This window comes from Paenibacillus sp. EKM212P, from assembly GCF_011066115.1.
In the GTDB taxonomy this organism is placed as follows: Bacteria; Bacillota; Bacilli; order Paenibacillales; family Paenibacillaceae; genus Paenibacillus; species Paenibacillus polymyxa_B.
In genome coordinates, this window is sequence record NZ_JAAMNR010000003.1 from 688,046 (window position 1) to 702,717 (window position 14,672).

Sequence of the window (14,672 nt, forward strand, 5' to 3'; positions counted from 1 at the left end):
ATTCCACGCCAAAATATCCGTCAATTCTGCTTTCAGGATGACGGATATTTTGCTTCCTAATTATTATATTTTAGGCAAAGTGACAGGCTACAAAATGCTGATCGCCCGCATCGCGGTATACCGGAGTCTCTGTTTTACAACGTGCTTCTGCCATAGGACAACGTGTATGAAACTTGCATCCTGAAGGCGGATTGGCCGGAGATGGGATGTCTCCTTTCAACACAATCCGTTGTCTCTTGATCGTGGGATCGGGAATCGGTACTGCCGATAGCAGCGCCTTCGTGTACGGATGAAGCGGATTACTGAACAGTTCCTCCTTGGAGGAAAGCTCTACCATTGAACCCAGATACATCACACCTATCCGGCTACACAGATGCTCGACTACACTTAGATCATGCGAGATGAACAGATAGGTCAATTGGCGTTCCTGCTGCAAATCACTTAACAAGTTAATGATCTGGGCCTGAATAGACACATCCAGAGCAGATACCGGCTCGTCAGCCACAATAAAATCAGGATTCAAAATCAAAGCCCGTGCAATCCCGATCCGCTGGCGCTGACCGCCAGAGAACTCATGCGGATACCGATCATAATGATACGAGGACAGCCCGCAAATGTTCAGCGTTTCATTGACCTTCTTCCGCAGCTCACTACGATCAATCAACCCGTGATCCAGCAACGCCTCTCCAATGGCTTCACCGACCTTAATTCTCGGATTCAGTGAGCTAAAAGGGTCCTGAAAGACGATTTGCAACTTCGGACGAAGCGCACGGATCTGCTCTTTGTTTAACGCGTGCAAGTCTTCGCCTTTATATCGTACCGATCCCTCTGTCTTATCCATCAATCTGAGAATCGTACGTCCAATCGTACTTTTGCCGCAACCCGATTCTCCTACCAGACCGAAGGATTCACCCTTATGAATGTTAAAGGATACGTCATCGACTGCTTTCACATGTCCGACAGTACGCTGAAAAATTCCGCCTGTGATCGGGAAATACTTTTTCAGCCCTTCCACTTGAATCAAAGGCTCGCTCATATCCGTTGCCCTCCTTCTTTCTCATATAGCCAGCAGGCAACCTTATGACCATTCTCCTTTTCATTCAAGGGAGGAGCCTGATCCTTGCAAATTTGCATACAATGGGCGCACCGATCATGAAAATGACAATTTTCTCCTAGCTCAATCGGGTTTGGAACCTGTCCTGGGATGGAATAGAGTCGATCCATTTTCTGATTAATGACGGGCTTCGCCTTTAATAAGCCTTGAGTATATGGATGTTGCGGATTTTTAAACAGCTCAATGACAGGCGCCTCTTCAATGACGTTTCCAGCATACATAACAACCACATAATCAGCCATTTCTGCCACGACGCCCAAGTCGTGCGTGATGAGCATAATGGACGTTTTAAGCTTATCCTTCAAATCCCGCATTAAATCCAGAATCTGAGCTTGAATCGTAACATCCAGTGCCGTTGTTGGTTCATCCGCAATCAATAGCTTCGGATTACAGCTTAATGCGATGGCAATCATAATCCGCTGGCGCATACCGCCACTCAATTCATGAGGATAGGAATGAAATATTTCCTCTGAACGTGAAATCCCCACCAAATTAATCAGCTCAATTGCCCGAGCATGTGCTTCTTTTTTACTCATTAATGTGTGCATCAGCAATGGCTCCGTGATCTGTTCCCCAATCGTAAGCACGGGATTCAGAGAAGACATGGGCTCCTGAAAAATAATCGAGATGTCATTGCCGCGAATCTGCTGCATTTGACCTTTATTGAGTTTTAGGAGGTCCTTGCCCTCAAACCAGATTTGTCCGTCTGAGGTGTGGGGAGAATCAATCAACCGCATCATCGTCATCGCTGTTACACTCTTACCGCAGCCTGATTCTCCTACCACACAGAGCGTTTCACCCTCACGAATTTTAAAACTGACGTCATTGACCGCTTTGACAGTTCCGTTAGAGGTATGAAAGTGGGTTTTCAGGTTACGAAATTCAATCAAAGCATTTTCCATAAACGTTCGTCTCCTACTTCTTCATTTTAGGGTCCAGCGCGTCACGCAAACCGTCGCCAATCAGGTTAATCGCTACAACGGTAATGAGAATACACATTCCCGGTGGAACCCATATCCAAGGCCGTTTGCGGAAGTCAATTAGGTTATTCGCAGCCGATATCATATTCCCCCACGAAGGTGTGGGCGGCACAACACCGATTCCCAAGTAACTGAGCGCAGATTCTGTAATAATCGCACCCGCTACTCCAAGCGTAGCCGTAACAATAATGGTAGGAATGGTGTTCGGCAGCAAATGTCGGAATATTTTGCGGCGGTCTCTCAAGCCTAGCGCTTCCGTCGCTTGCATGAACTCCTGTTCACGCAGCGTAAGAATCTGCCCCCTGACCAGACGGGACAAGCTCGTCCAGCTCAGAATCCCGATAATGAGCATCAGAAAATAAATGCGATTCGACGGATCGACCTTCAAATCCGACAGAACAGCACCTAAAATAATAAGCAGCGGTAATGTAGGGAGTGCCATGAAAATATCGGCAATCCGCATAATAACCGTATCTACGCCTTTACGATAAAATCCTGCCAACGCACCCAGCGTCGCCCCGATCATGACCGAAATAAACGTGGCAACTAGCCCCACCGTCAAGGAAATACGGCCGGCCAGCATCGTACGCAGCAAAATATCTCTACCAAACTTATCCGTCCCAAGCCAGTACTTAGCATTAGGCGATAAATTTTTGTCAGCTAGCTTGTAATCATCTAAATGATAAGGTGAAATCATCGGTCCAAATATACAAATGGTAACCATCAGAATTAATATAACGAGACCAGCCAAAGCCAGACGGTTTTGGTTAAAACGGCGAACGGCGATTCTCCATGGAGACGCTTCAGGACGGATCGCCGCCTTTTGATTCGTTTCAATCGTGACTGTTTCTGCGGACAATAGTATCCCTCCTACTTCAAGCGAATTCTTGGATCTGCCATGCCATACAATACATCAGAGAGCAAATTACCGATAAGCGTAAGTACCGCTAGGAAAATCGTGAAGCCCAACATAAACGGATAATCCCGCATACTGATCGACTCCAGATAGACCTGACCCACACCCGGCCACACAAAAACCTTCTCCAGAATCATCGCTCCACCAAATAAGGCCGGAAGCTCGAAGCCGAGTAGTGTGATGGCTGGAATCAGTGCATTGCGCAGTGCGTGCTTGAAAATAACCGTACGTTCCTTCAGGCCTTTGGCGCGTGCGGTACGAATATAATCCTGACGAATGACCTCCAACATGCCTGTACGGAAATACCGGGTCAGACTTCCTGTGCTCAGCATCGTAAGTACGAGTGTCGGCAGAAACATATGCTTGAGAACATCCACCATATAAGCCCACGAGCCTGGCTCCATCCCTGCTGTGGTCATGCCCCCAACCGGGAGAACCCCCCACTCCAGGGCAAATATTTTGATGACCAATAGACCAATAAAAAATGAAGGCAGCGACATACATAAGAAAATGAATAATGTGACAAACTTATCGAATAACGAATATTGGAACTTGGCTGAAAATACCCCTGCAATAACCGCAATCAACCAGCTAAAAATAAGACTAAAAAAAGCGATAATAAATGAGTTCCATACATAATTGCCAATGACCTTCGTTACCGGCTGCTTATGCTGTAATGAATCCCCCATATTCCCCTTTAACATATTACCGGCCCATATAAAATAGCGTTGGTATTCCGGTTTATCCAGCCCGTAGATATGTCGTAGCTGCTGCGCCTTTTCGGCCGTCATATTCGGGTTCTGCTTGGCTGTAATATAATCACCCGGCACCATGGCTGAAATCGCAAATACGATAATGGATATGCCAATAAGTGTGGGGATGAGTTGCAGCAGTCTTCGAATAATGTACTGCTTCATATTCATTCCTCCAGACGAATAAAGTGATATGCCCAGCTCGTGAGAGCTGAGCATACGATTGGCAACCCTTATTGAGCGATCTGAGCGTTATGCAGAGTGAACTCAAAATCTTTGTATGGTGTAATTTCCAAGCCGGTTACACGTCCATTAACTGGCCACATATCTCTGCGTTGGTACATAAAAATAGTTGGCAGATCCTTATTCAACTCTTGATAGAGCTGTTTGTAAATCTGTTTGCGTTTCTCTTGATCCAGCTCATGCTTACCAGCAAGCGTTAGTTCATCGACCTTCTTATTGGAATATCCGATATCATTTTGTGCACCATTCGTAATAAAAGTCGTTGTATCCGGGTCTGGAGTTAAGCCCCAAGCCGCGAAGAACATATCAAACTTGCCTGTGTCCTTTTTATCCATAATGGCGTTAAAATCTAAAGTTTCGGAAGTCAGCTTGATGCCTAGCTCCTTATAGTTATTGGACATGATCGGTAGCAGGGCCTCTACTACTGGATTATCAGCAGTCGCAGAGAAGTTAATGGTCAGCTTTTCTCCATCCTTTTCACGAATTCCGTCAGCACCAACCTTCCAGCCTGCCTCATCCAGCAAAGCCTTCGCCTTAGCTGTATCAAATTCATATTTGTTGATACCTTCATCCGTATAAGACCAAGATTCTGTAGATTGTGGAATGTTAATAACATTCGCATATGGACCATACACGCCCTGCACAATCTCCTTGCGGTTTAACCCAATAGTTAAAGCCTGACGTACTTTAGGGTCCTGAAATTTCTTTTCCTTGTGATTAAACGCAATGTATCCATAGCCGTTCGTTGGCATAATATTCACGTCCAAGAAGCCCAATGCCTTTAATTCCTCTACATTGTCTTCCGTAACTGTGATGTTGTCCATGTCCGTTTCGCCCGTTTGCAGCATAGACAGGTTCGTTTCTTCTGTTGTTGTTTTAAAAATAACTGATTTCACCTTTGGTGCGCCTTTAAAGTAGTTTGGATTCGCATCCAATACGACTTGTTGACCTGGGGAGAAGCTCTTCAGTACGTACTGACCAGAGCCGATCGGCTTATTATTAAGCGCCTTGATGCTGTCCAGGTTACCTTTTTTAAATCCTTTTCCGTAATAAGCTTCTGGCATAAAGTATTGCTCACCCAGAAAATCCTTCGTATACGCTGTTGCTTCTGTAACGGTGACCTCTACTGTATTATCATCAATGACCTTGATCCCCGAGATATCATTTGCTTTTCCATCGTGATATTCTTTACCGCCTTTAATCTTAAAAGACAATACATCGGTTTCTCCATCATAATTCGGATCATGCAGCACTTTGAGTACAAAAGCATAATCCTTTACGGTTACTGGGGTGCCGTCACTATACTTCACACCTGGTTTCAGATGGAATGTGTATTTTAGACCATCCGGCGATACATCAACCTTTTCAGCCAAACTATTTTCATATGTACCATCCGCCTTCACCTGTAAGAAGGAATCAAATACTGTTCTGACTACATATAAATCGTAAGTCGTTTGCCAGAATAGCGGGTTGAATACCCCTTTAGGTGATGTCATACCTACTACAATGTTATCTTTCCGATTAGTCGCTCCCGGAGGGTTTTGCGACAGATCAGTTGCTTTAATAACGCCCTCCGTAACAGGTGCACTTGCTTCATTTCCCTCTGTTTTATTGCCCGCATTGCCTTGCTGTGGCTGTGCCTCATTGGCACCTCCGCTACATCCTGCAAACAGAACACCAACGATCGTAAGCATCATAAGCAAAGAAACCCATTTCTTCGTCTGCATCATCCTGTTAATCCCCCTTAGTCGGTTCTTTATTTAACAGCCTGTCTCATTCCTGCGGTGATTCGTTAAAGCTTGAGGTTTGAAAATGAAGTTTGCACATCCTCCTTACTATCTTTAATAGCGTAAACACGTGTTTTAGACCTCTGGTCAATTTTTTGCTTTAACAACCATTACATTTTTATTAAGGTTTATCTTAAGTGTAAAATAATATCACGTCAATATCTTTTTTTATGTAATATAAAAATGCAAAATATCTATTTATGTAAACTTTATGAATTTCACTTGTGGGAAATGACAAAAAACAGGGTTCTATGTAATATAAAATAACATTCAGGGAGGCTAAATTGTTTACTCTGGCAAGTTGAGGAGCTTGTAATTTCACAAGCCATTAAAAGGTATACTATGGTTTATGGGTAAACATGGATTGTATTATTAGTAAGTTACAATAGATGGCACTTGTTGTCAATATAAAAGATCACAAAAAAAGACATTCCCGGGATCGGGAACGTCTCTTTTTTCCACCCACTACTATTCAGTAGTGTAAGGAAGCAATGCGATTTGACGGGAACGTTTAACAGCGATTGTCAACATACGTTGATATTTCGCGCTTGTTCCAGTCACACGACGAGGAAGAATTTTTCCACGTTCGCTGATGAATTTTTTAAGCAGGTCTGTATCTTTATAGTCAATGTGAGTAATTTTGTTCACAGTGAAGAAACATACTTTACGACGTTTGTTGCGACCACCACGACGAGCTGGTCTTTTGTTATCGTCTCCGCCTTCTCTTTGTCTGAAGCCCATTCTTTGTCAGTCCTTTCCCAATTAAAATGGTAAATCATCATCCGAAATATCGATCGGTTTTCCGTCATCGGAAAAAGGATCCTGATTGTTTCGCGAGTTATTATTCCCGCGTCCACTATTGCTGTTACCGCCTCCGAAAGGAGACTCCTCACGCGCAGCTCCACCGCTATTGCCGCCACCGTTACCGCCATCGCGGTTAGATTCCAAGAAACGCACATTATCAGCTACAATTTCAGTCACGTATACACGTTTTCCTTCATTGTTCTCATAATTACGCACCTGAACACGGCCTTCAACAGCCGTTAAACGACCTTTGCGAAGATAGTTAGCGCATGTTTCAGCAAGCTGACGCCAGGTTACGATCGGCAAGAAATCCGCTTCCCGTTCGCCGCCTTGACTCGTAAACGGACGGTCTACAGCCAGGGTGAACTGGGTTACTGCTACACCAGACGGTGTATAGCGCAGCTCTGGATCTTTGGTCAAACGACCGATCAGAATGACACGGTTCAACAATCCAATCCCCTCCTTTGAGCGTTGTTCATTACATAATCACGTACAATAATTAAGCTACGTCGTTCGTAATGAGATAACGAATTACTTCGTCAGAAATTTTCATGATACGCTCAAGCTCAGTAACAACAGCAGGTTCTGCTGTGAAGTTTACCAGAACGAAAGAACCATCACGGAATTTCTTGATCTCATACGCAAGACGGCGTTTAGTTACATCGTGACTCGTAATTTCGCCACCGCCGTTGGAGATGATACCTTGGAATTTATCGACTGTCGCTTGAACAGCTTCTTGTTCAATGTCAGGACGAATAATATACATCGCTTCATATTTGCGCATTCTTTACACCTCCTTATGGACATAAGGCCCTCAATCTCAGTTGAGAGCAAGGAACGAGCCTAAGCTCGCACTAAAACAGTTTACCAAATCGAGCAACTGAATGCAACCTACAAATTCAATACACAAGCCTAATACGGCTAAATACACTGTATATCATTAGCTTTATACAATTTTATAGAACATCAAAAATTTCGCATATATAAAGGAAATCATTTGATTCACTCACTATCTGTATACCCGATTTCGCATGTTTCTGTTCAAGACAGCGCACAATAACCGTTGCAGTTCAAATTCATTTATCTAAGGAGGCACCACCGTATGGGTGAAAAGACTGAGTTCGAACCAGGGGATAAGGTCCCAAACGACGGCGTATACATGGAGGTCGGAGAAAAGAGCTTCCATACTGAAATCCAAAATCCGCAGCAGGTAACGCTGGAAAGAGGCGATTCTTTTCCGGAGACCGCCAACCATAATCGCAAATGGAAGAAAAAAACGAAAGCTCGTGTCCACTAATGTATATTTCCTCGGAATCCTGGCCATATTATGATTAGGCGATACAACAGAGAGGTGTGGTTCCGTTGGACGACGTAGCCGGACAAACTGTTAGGAGATCCATTCCGGGCATTAGAAGCGTTAGGTTTGTGTAAAAGGACACTGTCTTTTCAACACGGTATTGCTGGTCAGTACACCGAGTTTCATGATGTGATTGGACAGATCGTATCCTGTTAAAAATGTATCGCCTACGATGGAGGACCTTTGTGGTCCTCCTTTGTTGCATTATCGGGCTTTTTGCATATCCTGGTAAAATGCAGATTAATTCAGCTCCTTCTGCTAGAATATATCCAAGTACAAAGACCTACTATCTACGGAGGTTTAAAGATGAGCTATTCTCGAATATTAAAGTGGATATCAGGTATATTCGAATTGGTGCTTGCCGTACCGATTGTGGGGGGAGCTATTGTCATGGGGACCGGCTACTCGGCTCTGGGATTTATGCTTGTCCTGCATGCAGTAACACTTATCCTGTCGTTACGCAATCAGGAGGCGATCTACGGCTCCGTATGGGGAGTACTCACTTCTTTGCTGGCCTGGATACCCTTTGTAGGCTGGGCTCTCCATTTGATTGCAGCGATCCTTCTGATGATCTCTGGCTCAAAAAAAACAAAACGCTATCATTACCCGCCTAACCAGCTATAACAAAAGAGTGCTCCTAACGGCAATAATTTCCCCGCTGTCAGGAGCATTTTTTTGCTATAACGCCTTATTCATCCCAATAGATTTGTAATTGTTTCTTCCTTTACTCTCATGGTTTATCTTAGTGCTTTTCACTTTATCACAGTCTGTTGACCTTTAATTCCACAAACAAAAAATCCCCTACGTCACAGACGTAAGAGATTGGTTTATTTAATGAAGTTAGTGGCGGAAAGAGTGGGAGTCGAACCCACGCACGCCTTGCGACGCCTAACTGATTTCGAGTCAGCCCCCTTAGACCTCTTGGGTACCTTTCCGCAGCAAGGATAATTATATCATCATTGCAACTGTGACGCAAGCTGATTCTGGTTCATCACCATTCATCTTTCTTGGCTCAATTTGCTTCTGTGTTTTGCTCGTCGGCATTAGCCTTTGATCGCAGCACTTTCTTCATATTCTTTTCGAACTTGGCACGCGGAATCAGCACACTATGCTGGCAACCGACACATTTGATTCGAATATCCATCCCCATGCGGATAATTTCCATTTCATTCGTTCCACACGGATGAGGCTTCTTCATCTGTACAATGTCCCCTAGTTCAAATGACTTACGCTCCACCCTTCTCTCCCCCTTTTCTTCCTTGTTCATCTTCTTTTTCTAGGGTTATCGCTGTCTCCAAGGCTGCCTGACGATGTTCCTCATCCTCTAGGGCCTTCTTGATGTTATTCTGAATATCACGCTCTACCACGGCCCCTGTATTCGGCATACATTCTGCCACAACACGCACAATATACTCTGAGGTAGTCATGGACTGAACCCCTAACACATCCGGTATATTAAGTATCTGTACATTGTACTCTTCAATACCTTGGATTGCCTGTTTTACCAAACCAACTGCTTCCTCCAGGCTACGCTCGGCCTTCATTGGCACATCCACTACCGCTAACGCGTTGGACATAGAGAAGTTCGTTACCGTTGTAATTGAGCCGTTTGGTAAAATGTACACCTCACCTTTCCAGCTCACCAGTCTGGTTGTGCGCAGCCCGATCATTTCCACCGTACCCTTGAAAGTACCTGTCTGAATGACATCTCCTACGGCAAATTGATCTTCAAAAATAATAAAGAATCCGGTAATTACATCCTTAACCAAACTCTGTGCCCCAAAACCAACAGCCAATCCAAGCACTCCAGCTCCAGCAATCAGAGGGCCGAGATTAATGCCCATTTGCGATAGCACCAGCATAATCAAAATGAAATTAAATACAATATTGGTTACATTTTTCAGTAGTTCCCCAACAGTCGTTAACCGCCTTGTATTCAATCGAAACCTGCCGTTATCTCCCTTTTGTTGCATCGACTTATCTATAATTTTATTAATAACTCGAATAAAGATACGTGTGATGATAAAAATAATCGCGATTTTCAAAATTACAAACAAAAAGGTCGACCACATCGCACTATCAGTAAGCCATTTCCATACAGCATCCTTCCAGTGAATCGCACCTTTCACTACGTCATCGGTTTCTAAATTACCGGCCAACCAATGTATAAAGGTCACGCTGTATTCCTCCTTAAACAAGGGAACTACTCTTCCTGCTTCCCGAATTCTATTCCTACTATATAAGCTTATCTACTGACTTCAAACATATGGCTATGAATAATCTACTTCCTTCGAGTATAAAAACACAAGTTTATCCATATACTAGCTACTATCTTGAGCATAAATGTTACCCGCAGGCTAATTGTTATTCTCCAAGGTACAGCGAGCGTAACCCGCACACTCCATTACAGAGCGAAAGGAAGATTCCATGACTCATCCATCTGACTTCATTCCGGGGCAAGAACCCCTAAGCCTAAAAATATCACACACAGACCCCGGGATCCAATCAGCCATCATCCATCGTCTGCTGTTCCATCTGCACCAGGCGCCGAGTCTGCAAAATATCGTCATTATTTGCATCGGCACCGACCGTTCCACTGGAGATTGCCTGGGTCCGCTCGTAGGTACGCATTTAGCACGCTACAAAAGCCCTCTGTTTAACCTATACGGTACATTAGAGGAGCCTGTACATGCCATGAACCTGCAAACGACGCTGAACGGCATACAAGACCGATATGAACAGCCATATATCATTGGCATAGATGCATGTCTTGGACAAACCTCCAGTGTTGGATGCATTCAGGTTTCAGAAGGCCCTCTCAAGCCGGGAGCAGGTGTAAATAAAGAATTACCGCCGGTCGGCGATATCCATTTGACTGGTATCGTTAACGTCGGCGGCTTCATGGAATACTTCGTGCTACAAAATACGAGACTAAATTTGGTAATGAAATTATCAGATATTATTGCTGGCAGCCTATACTCCGCGATTAAGGAGTGGCATTACCGTTCTGTCCTGCTTGCTGCGCAAGAGTAACGGCTTCTTTTTCTTCAGGTGATAAGGAATAGGTGGATTGTCCCGCCTCCAGAGGCTTGGCATACACATATGAACCATCTCGGTTATAAATGCCGGTTAATACCATACCATCCTGATTGTCGTCTACAATAGCCAGAGAAAAGCTTAAATCGCTTCCTCTCTCACCAAAGGCATTATAGCGTTTAATGCCTATATGTCCCTTCAAGCCAGTCAGTTTGCTGCGTAGTGATTTCATACTTGCACGATGGGTTTCCTGCTCATCCTCAATCGTATCCATCTGTACCTTCAAATCAATCAGCAGCGTTTCCAAATTCTCGACACCGCTGCCTGCCATCATGGTTTCATACTTTCGCCGCATCTTCTTCAGCTTTGCACCCTGCACGATAATAACAATCAACAGGATGAGCAAAATAAGCACGATCCCTGCAACGATTCCGGCAAGCTGTTCCATGATTAGTCCATTCAATTCAGCCATATGCTTGCTTCTACTCCTCTACCTCAAAAATCATGTACCTGCATACTTATATTTTATATGTTTGAGAACAGCGAAACAAATAACACAAGGCTATTAGTTTATCCATCAAAACCATTCTAAATTCCTGCAATTCCAGACAAAGCAAAGACATATCTCACTTTCCATTTTGCTCAAGGAGACATGTCCATATTTCAACAAACTACTGTAATAGCTCCAGTAATCTTTCCAAATCCTGCTGGCTGTAATAATTCAATTCAATTTTGCCTTTATCCTTATTGTGCTTGATCTTTACAGTTGTTTTAAAGCGTTCACGCAGGGACTCTTCCATATGGTCAATATAGGGGTCCTTTTTTCGTACCTTTGCTTTGGCTTTCGCCTCACCAGGTTTATGATCCAACTGCTGTACAGCTTCCTCCAGTTCGCGAACACTCCACTGCTGTTCAATACATTGCTGTGCTAACTGTTTCACCATGTCTGGATCTTTGAGCCCAACAATAGCTCTAGCGTGTCCCATAGACAATGTTCCACGTGAAACATGATCTTTAACTTCTTCAGGCAATGCCAGCAAACGAAGGAAATTGGCAATATGAGAACGTGATTTTCCCACTTTCATGGACAACTCTTCCTGAGTTAAAGAAAATTGATCCATCAATCCCTGATAAGCTACTGCCACTTCCATTGCATTCAAATTCTCACGCTGCAAATTCTCAATCAGGGCAATCTCCATCACCTGCTGATCCGTAAAATTGCGAACAACCACAGGTATAGTCGGATTCCCACAAAATTGAGACGCCCGAAACCGCCTTTCCCCGGCTATGATTTCATATCCTCGCAATACACTACGTGCAATAATAGGTTGGATAACACCGTGCTGACGAATGGACTCGGCTAATTCCTTAATGGACTCTTCATCAAACGTTTTTCGAGGCTGGTACGGGTTCGCACGCAACTGGCTGAGCGGAATGTCAACAACCTTATCCTCTTCATTGACCATAAGGGAGGGAATGAGTGCATCAAGTCCTTTTCCCAACCGTTTACTCATAAGATACCACTTCCTTTGCCAACTCAATATATACCTCTGCCCCACGGGAACGGGGATCATACGTAATAATGGACTGGCCATGTGATGGTGCTTCGCTGAGTCTCACATTGCGTGGAATAATCGTCTGATAAACCTTGCTTTGAAAATACTTTTTCACTTCTTCAATCACCTGAATACCCAAGTTCGTGCGGGCATCAAACATGGTTAACAACACACCTTCAATTTGCAGTGAGGTGTTCAGATGTTTTTGCACTAATCGCACGGTATTCAACAATTGACTTAATCCTTCTAATGCGTAATATTCACACTGGATTGGAATAATGACTGAATCGGAAGCCGTCAATGAATTAAGCGTCAAAATACCCAGCGATGGCGGGCAATCAATTAATATATAATCATAATTATGCTTAACGAGTTGAAGCGATCTTTTTAATCTCAATTCGCGAGAAATGGTCGGCACCAGTTCAATTTCCGCGCCTGCTAACTGAATGGTTGCCGGAATAATATCTAATCCCTCAACCTGTGTACTCATAATAGCTTCGCTAGGATCAACCTCGTTAATGAGTACATCATAAATGCAATTTGCCACGTCCGCCTTATTGATACCCACACCGCTGGTTGTATTACCTTGCGGGTCGATATCCACGAGCAATACCCTTTTGCCGAGGGAAGCAAGTCCGGCGCCCAAATTAACGGAAGTAGTTGTTTTGCCTACTCCGCCCTTTTGATTGGCTACGGCTATTATTTTTGACACTTCATTCACCTCATAATTTAATCGGAATCCTGCTACACTCCATAACTACAAAACGCTCTATGGAGACGTTACTTAGTCCTTAACTTACGGATAACGGCAATTTCAGAATAGAATTGAGTATGCTGCGGTTTTATTCGGCGAGAAAAAGCGGCAATTGCTGCCGCCTGTACGCTTCATCCCTTACTTACGTTTGGGAATTTGAATGACAATCTCATAGTGATCCTCATGATCAGATTCCTTGGTCTTGATATCCAAGCCTGAGCCAGACACCATATCAATGGATTGACGAATCGTATTCAGCGCAAGCCGGACATCCTTGGTAAAGGAAATCCGCTTCGATTTCTTATTGGTGGATACTTGTTTATAAAAGGCAACTCGTGCCTCTGTCTGCTTCACATTGAGTTCCTTGGCAATGACTTCATCTAAAACCTTGTACTGTAGTTCTTCAGTCTCTAATGACAATAATGCACGAGCATGACGCTCGGACACCTTCCGTTCCATTAGAGCCTCTTTCACTCTCTCCGGCAGATGAAGCAGCCGTATCTTGTTAGCAATAGTGGATTGGCTTTTGCCAAGTCGTTGAGCGAGGCTTTCCTGGGTGAGCTGATGTAGATCAATCAGCTTTTGGTAAGCTACAGCCTCTTCAATCGCAGTTAACCCTTCCCGTTGAAGATTTTCAATCAACGCGATGGATGCAGCTTGTGAATCATTAAACTCACGAACAATGGCTGGAATAGTTTCCATACCCAGCTTGGTGACAGCTCTCCAACGACGTTCCCCTGCTATAATCTCATATTGTCCATTACGGAAACGAACGACAATCGGTTGAATTACACCATGCGTCTTAATGGTCTGGCATAGCTCATCAATCTTCTCGTCGTCAAATATGGTACGGGGCTGATAAGGACTGCTGACAATATCCCGAACTGGAATTTGTTTTATTTCGTCCCCAGTAGATCGCTCCGTCAAACCAAATAGCTTGGAAAATTGTTCTTTCATTCCGTATAATACCACCTAATTTCATAATAGCACCATACTAACAGCGCTTCGTGAAAAACAGTTCCTTACGCGGATCGTAGACCCTTTTATATGAAACAGCGCCGTAAGCGGGTACACTCCACGTACACCCCTGACATTTGTTGTCCCACTGCCCTATATGTATATCTGAATTCATGGGTACGGGAGCAGTCAACTTACATTAAAACGATTATCTCTATTCTATCACTTTTCCAGCCATAATCCTATCGTCTCTATCAGCTTTTCGGAAGGATCAGATAATAAATTATGCATCCTCTTTGACAACTATCTATCCATATTCTTCCCTCATGAAAACAAGAACGCATGTTAGCAAAGTGTCTTTTATGTAAAGAGTCTGTCAGCCATAAAAAAAGTGAATGTTTCACGTGAAACATTCA

At 43.9% G+C, this 14,672-nt stretch carries 17 protein-coding genes and 1 tRNA gene; 3 read left to right on the top strand and 15 right to left on the bottom strand.

Features of this window, described 5'->3' with window-relative positions; all coding sequences use genetic code 11:
- Positions 1-70: 70 nt before the first annotated feature.
- From G9G54_RS12350 to rpsF, 8 genes are all read right to left on the bottom strand, one after another.
- Complete coding sequence (locus G9G54_RS12350) at positions 71-1,036, bottom strand: ABC transporter ATP-binding protein (protein ID WP_039272116.1); 966 nt, start codon at positions 1,034-1,036, stop codon at positions 71-73.
- A complete protein-coding gene (locus G9G54_RS12355) occupies positions 1,033-2,016 on the bottom strand; it encodes an ABC transporter ATP-binding protein (protein ID WP_149034876.1) in 984 nt (327 codons plus the stop codon). Before G9G54_RS12355 ends, G9G54_RS12350 begins: the two co-directional genes overlap by 4 nt.
- Before the next feature lie 13 nt (positions 2,017-2,029).
- On the bottom strand, positions 2,030-2,953 hold the full coding sequence (gene opp4C / locus G9G54_RS12360; RefSeq protein WP_061830439.1) for an oligopeptide ABC transporter permease: 924 nt from the start codon (positions 2,951-2,953) through the stop codon (positions 2,030-2,032).
- A gap of 11 nt (positions 2,954-2,964) precedes the next feature.
- The gene (locus G9G54_RS12365) at positions 2,965-3,927 is read right to left on the bottom strand and encodes an ABC transporter permease (protein WP_039272122.1); all 963 of its coding nucleotides are present in this window, start codon (positions 3,925-3,927) and stop codon (positions 2,965-2,967) included.
- A 68-nt stretch (positions 3,928-3,995) separates the two neighbouring features.
- Positions 3,996-5,735 (bottom strand): ABC transporter substrate-binding protein, encoded by a 1,740-nt coding sequence (locus G9G54_RS12370; RefSeq protein ID WP_165178321.1) that lies wholly within the window; start codon positions 5,733-5,735, stop codon positions 3,996-3,998.
- A 525-nt stretch (positions 5,736-6,260) separates the two neighbouring features.
- Entirely contained in the window at positions 6,261-6,533 is a 273-nt protein-coding gene (gene rpsR, locus G9G54_RS12375) for a 30S ribosomal protein S18 (RefSeq protein WP_013312800.1), read from the bottom strand.
- A gap of 21 nt (positions 6,534-6,554) precedes the next feature.
- A complete protein-coding gene (gene ssb / locus G9G54_RS12380; protein ID WP_013312801.1) occupies positions 6,555-7,046 on the bottom strand; it encodes a single-stranded DNA-binding protein in 492 nt (163 codons plus the stop codon).
- Positions 7,047-7,095: 49 nt separating this feature from the next.
- A complete protein-coding gene (rpsF, locus tag G9G54_RS12385; protein ID WP_013312802.1) occupies positions 7,096-7,380 on the bottom strand; it encodes a 30S ribosomal protein S6 in 285 nt (94 codons plus the stop codon).
- Positions 7,381-7,698: 318 nt separating this feature from the next.
- Here rpsF and G9G54_RS12390 point away from each other — a divergent pair, with 318 nt between their 5' ends.
- Both G9G54_RS12390 and G9G54_RS12395 read left to right on the top strand, forming a co-directional pair.
- Complete coding sequence (locus G9G54_RS12390; protein ID WP_013312803.1) at positions 7,699-7,893, top strand: YjzC family protein; 195 nt, start codon at positions 7,699-7,701, stop codon at positions 7,891-7,893.
- A gap of 366 nt (positions 7,894-8,259) precedes the next feature.
- Positions 8,260-8,577, top strand: coding sequence for a hypothetical protein (locus tag G9G54_RS12395; protein ID WP_013312804.1), 318 nt, complete (start codon positions 8,260-8,262; stop codon positions 8,575-8,577).
- A 220-nt stretch (positions 8,578-8,797) separates the two neighbouring features.
- Here the strand turns inward: G9G54_RS12395 and G9G54_RS12400 are convergent.
- From G9G54_RS12400 to G9G54_RS12410, 3 genes are all read right to left on the bottom strand, one after another.
- Positions 8,798-8,888 (bottom strand) — tRNA-Ser (locus G9G54_RS12400).
- A gap of 77 nt (positions 8,889-8,965) precedes the next feature.
- Entirely contained in the window at positions 8,966-9,190 is a 225-nt protein-coding gene (locus G9G54_RS12405) for a DUF951 domain-containing protein (protein ID WP_025723137.1), read from the bottom strand.
- Positions 9,180-10,130: a mechanosensitive ion channel family protein gene (locus tag G9G54_RS12410; RefSeq protein ID WP_165178322.1), complete on the bottom strand. Its 951-nt coding sequence runs from the start codon at positions 10,128-10,130 to the stop codon at positions 9,180-9,182. Before G9G54_RS12410 ends, G9G54_RS12405 begins: the two co-directional genes overlap by 11 nt.
- 250 nt (positions 10,131-10,380) lie before the next feature.
- On the opposite strand from G9G54_RS12410, the gene yyaC reads away from it, so the two are divergent.
- Positions 10,381-10,986: a spore protease YyaC gene (gene yyaC / locus G9G54_RS12415; RefSeq protein WP_051717975.1), complete on the top strand. Its 606-nt coding sequence runs from the start codon at positions 10,381-10,383 to the stop codon at positions 10,984-10,986.
- Here the strand turns inward: yyaC and G9G54_RS12420 are convergent.
- The 4 genes from G9G54_RS12420 to noc all read right to left on the bottom strand — a co-directional run bounded on the left by G9G54_RS12420 (position 10,940) and on the right by noc (position 14,256).
- Positions 10,940-11,461, bottom strand: coding sequence for a DUF4446 family protein (locus G9G54_RS12420; protein ID WP_013312808.1), 522 nt, complete (start codon positions 11,459-11,461; stop codon positions 10,940-10,942). The two genes, yyaC and G9G54_RS12420, sit on opposite strands and share 47 nt — an antisense overlap.
- 199 nt (positions 11,462-11,660) lie before the next feature.
- Positions 11,661-12,503 carry a ParB/RepB/Spo0J family partition protein gene (locus tag G9G54_RS12425; protein WP_039272130.1) on the bottom strand — a complete coding sequence of 281 codons (843 nt, stop codon included), beginning with the start codon at positions 12,501-12,503 and terminating at the stop codon, positions 11,661-11,663.
- Complete coding sequence (locus G9G54_RS12430) at positions 12,496-13,257, bottom strand: ParA family protein (protein WP_013312810.1); 762 nt, start codon at positions 13,255-13,257, stop codon at positions 12,496-12,498. The genes G9G54_RS12425 and G9G54_RS12430 overlap by 8 nt, the downstream gene beginning before the upstream one ends.
- A 180-nt stretch (positions 13,258-13,437) precedes the next feature.
- Positions 13,438-14,256: a nucleoid occlusion protein gene (gene noc / locus G9G54_RS12435; RefSeq protein ID WP_013312811.1), complete on the bottom strand. Its 819-nt coding sequence runs from the start codon at positions 14,254-14,256 to the stop codon at positions 13,438-13,440.
- Between the last annotated feature and the right edge of the window lie 416 nt (positions 14,257-14,672).

What these genes read in the sequence shown, in the direction of transcription:
- G9G54_RS12355 (WP_149034876.1), bottom strand. Translation starts at nt 2,016, where the DNA reads ATGGAAAATGCTTTGATTGAATTTCGTAACCTGAAAACCCACTTTCAT.
- G9G54_RS12370 (WP_165178321.1), bottom strand. Translation starts at nt 5,735, where the DNA reads ATGATGCAGACGAAGAAATGGGTTTCTTTGCTTATGATGCTTACGATC.
- G9G54_RS12390 (WP_013312803.1), top strand. Translation starts at nt 7,699, where the DNA reads ATGGGTGAAAAGACTGAGTTCGAACCAGGGGATAAGGTCCCAAACGAC.
- G9G54_RS12365 (WP_039272122.1), bottom strand. Translation starts at nt 3,927, where the DNA reads ATGAAGCAGTACATTATTCGAAGACTGCTGCAACTCATCCCCACACTT.
- G9G54_RS12350 (WP_039272116.1), bottom strand. Translation starts at nt 1,036, where the DNA reads ATGAGCGAGCCTTTGATTCAAGTGGAAGGGCTGAAAAAGTATTTCCCG.
- noc (WP_013312811.1), bottom strand. Translation starts at nt 14,256, where the DNA reads ATGAAAGAACAATTTTCCAAGCTATTTGGTTTGACGGAGCGATCTACT.
- yyaC (WP_051717975.1), top strand. Translation starts at nt 10,381, where the DNA reads ATGACTCATCCATCTGACTTCATTCCGGGGCAAGAACCCCTAAGCCTA.
- rpsF (WP_013312802.1), bottom strand. Translation starts at nt 7,380, where the DNA reads ATGCGCAAATATGAAGCGATGTATATTATTCGTCCTGACATTGAACAA.
- G9G54_RS12425 (WP_039272130.1), bottom strand. Translation starts at nt 12,503, where the DNA reads ATGAGTAAACGGTTGGGAAAAGGACTTGATGCACTCATTCCCTCCCTT.
- rpsR (WP_013312800.1), bottom strand. Translation starts at nt 6,533, where the DNA reads ATGGGCTTCAGACAAAGAGAAGGCGGAGACGATAACAAAAGACCAGCT.
- G9G54_RS12395 (WP_013312804.1), top strand. Translation starts at nt 8,260, where the DNA reads ATGAGCTATTCTCGAATATTAAAGTGGATATCAGGTATATTCGAATTG.
- G9G54_RS12420 (WP_013312808.1), bottom strand. Translation starts at nt 11,461, where the DNA reads ATGGCTGAATTGAATGGACTAATCATGGAACAGCTTGCCGGAATCGTT.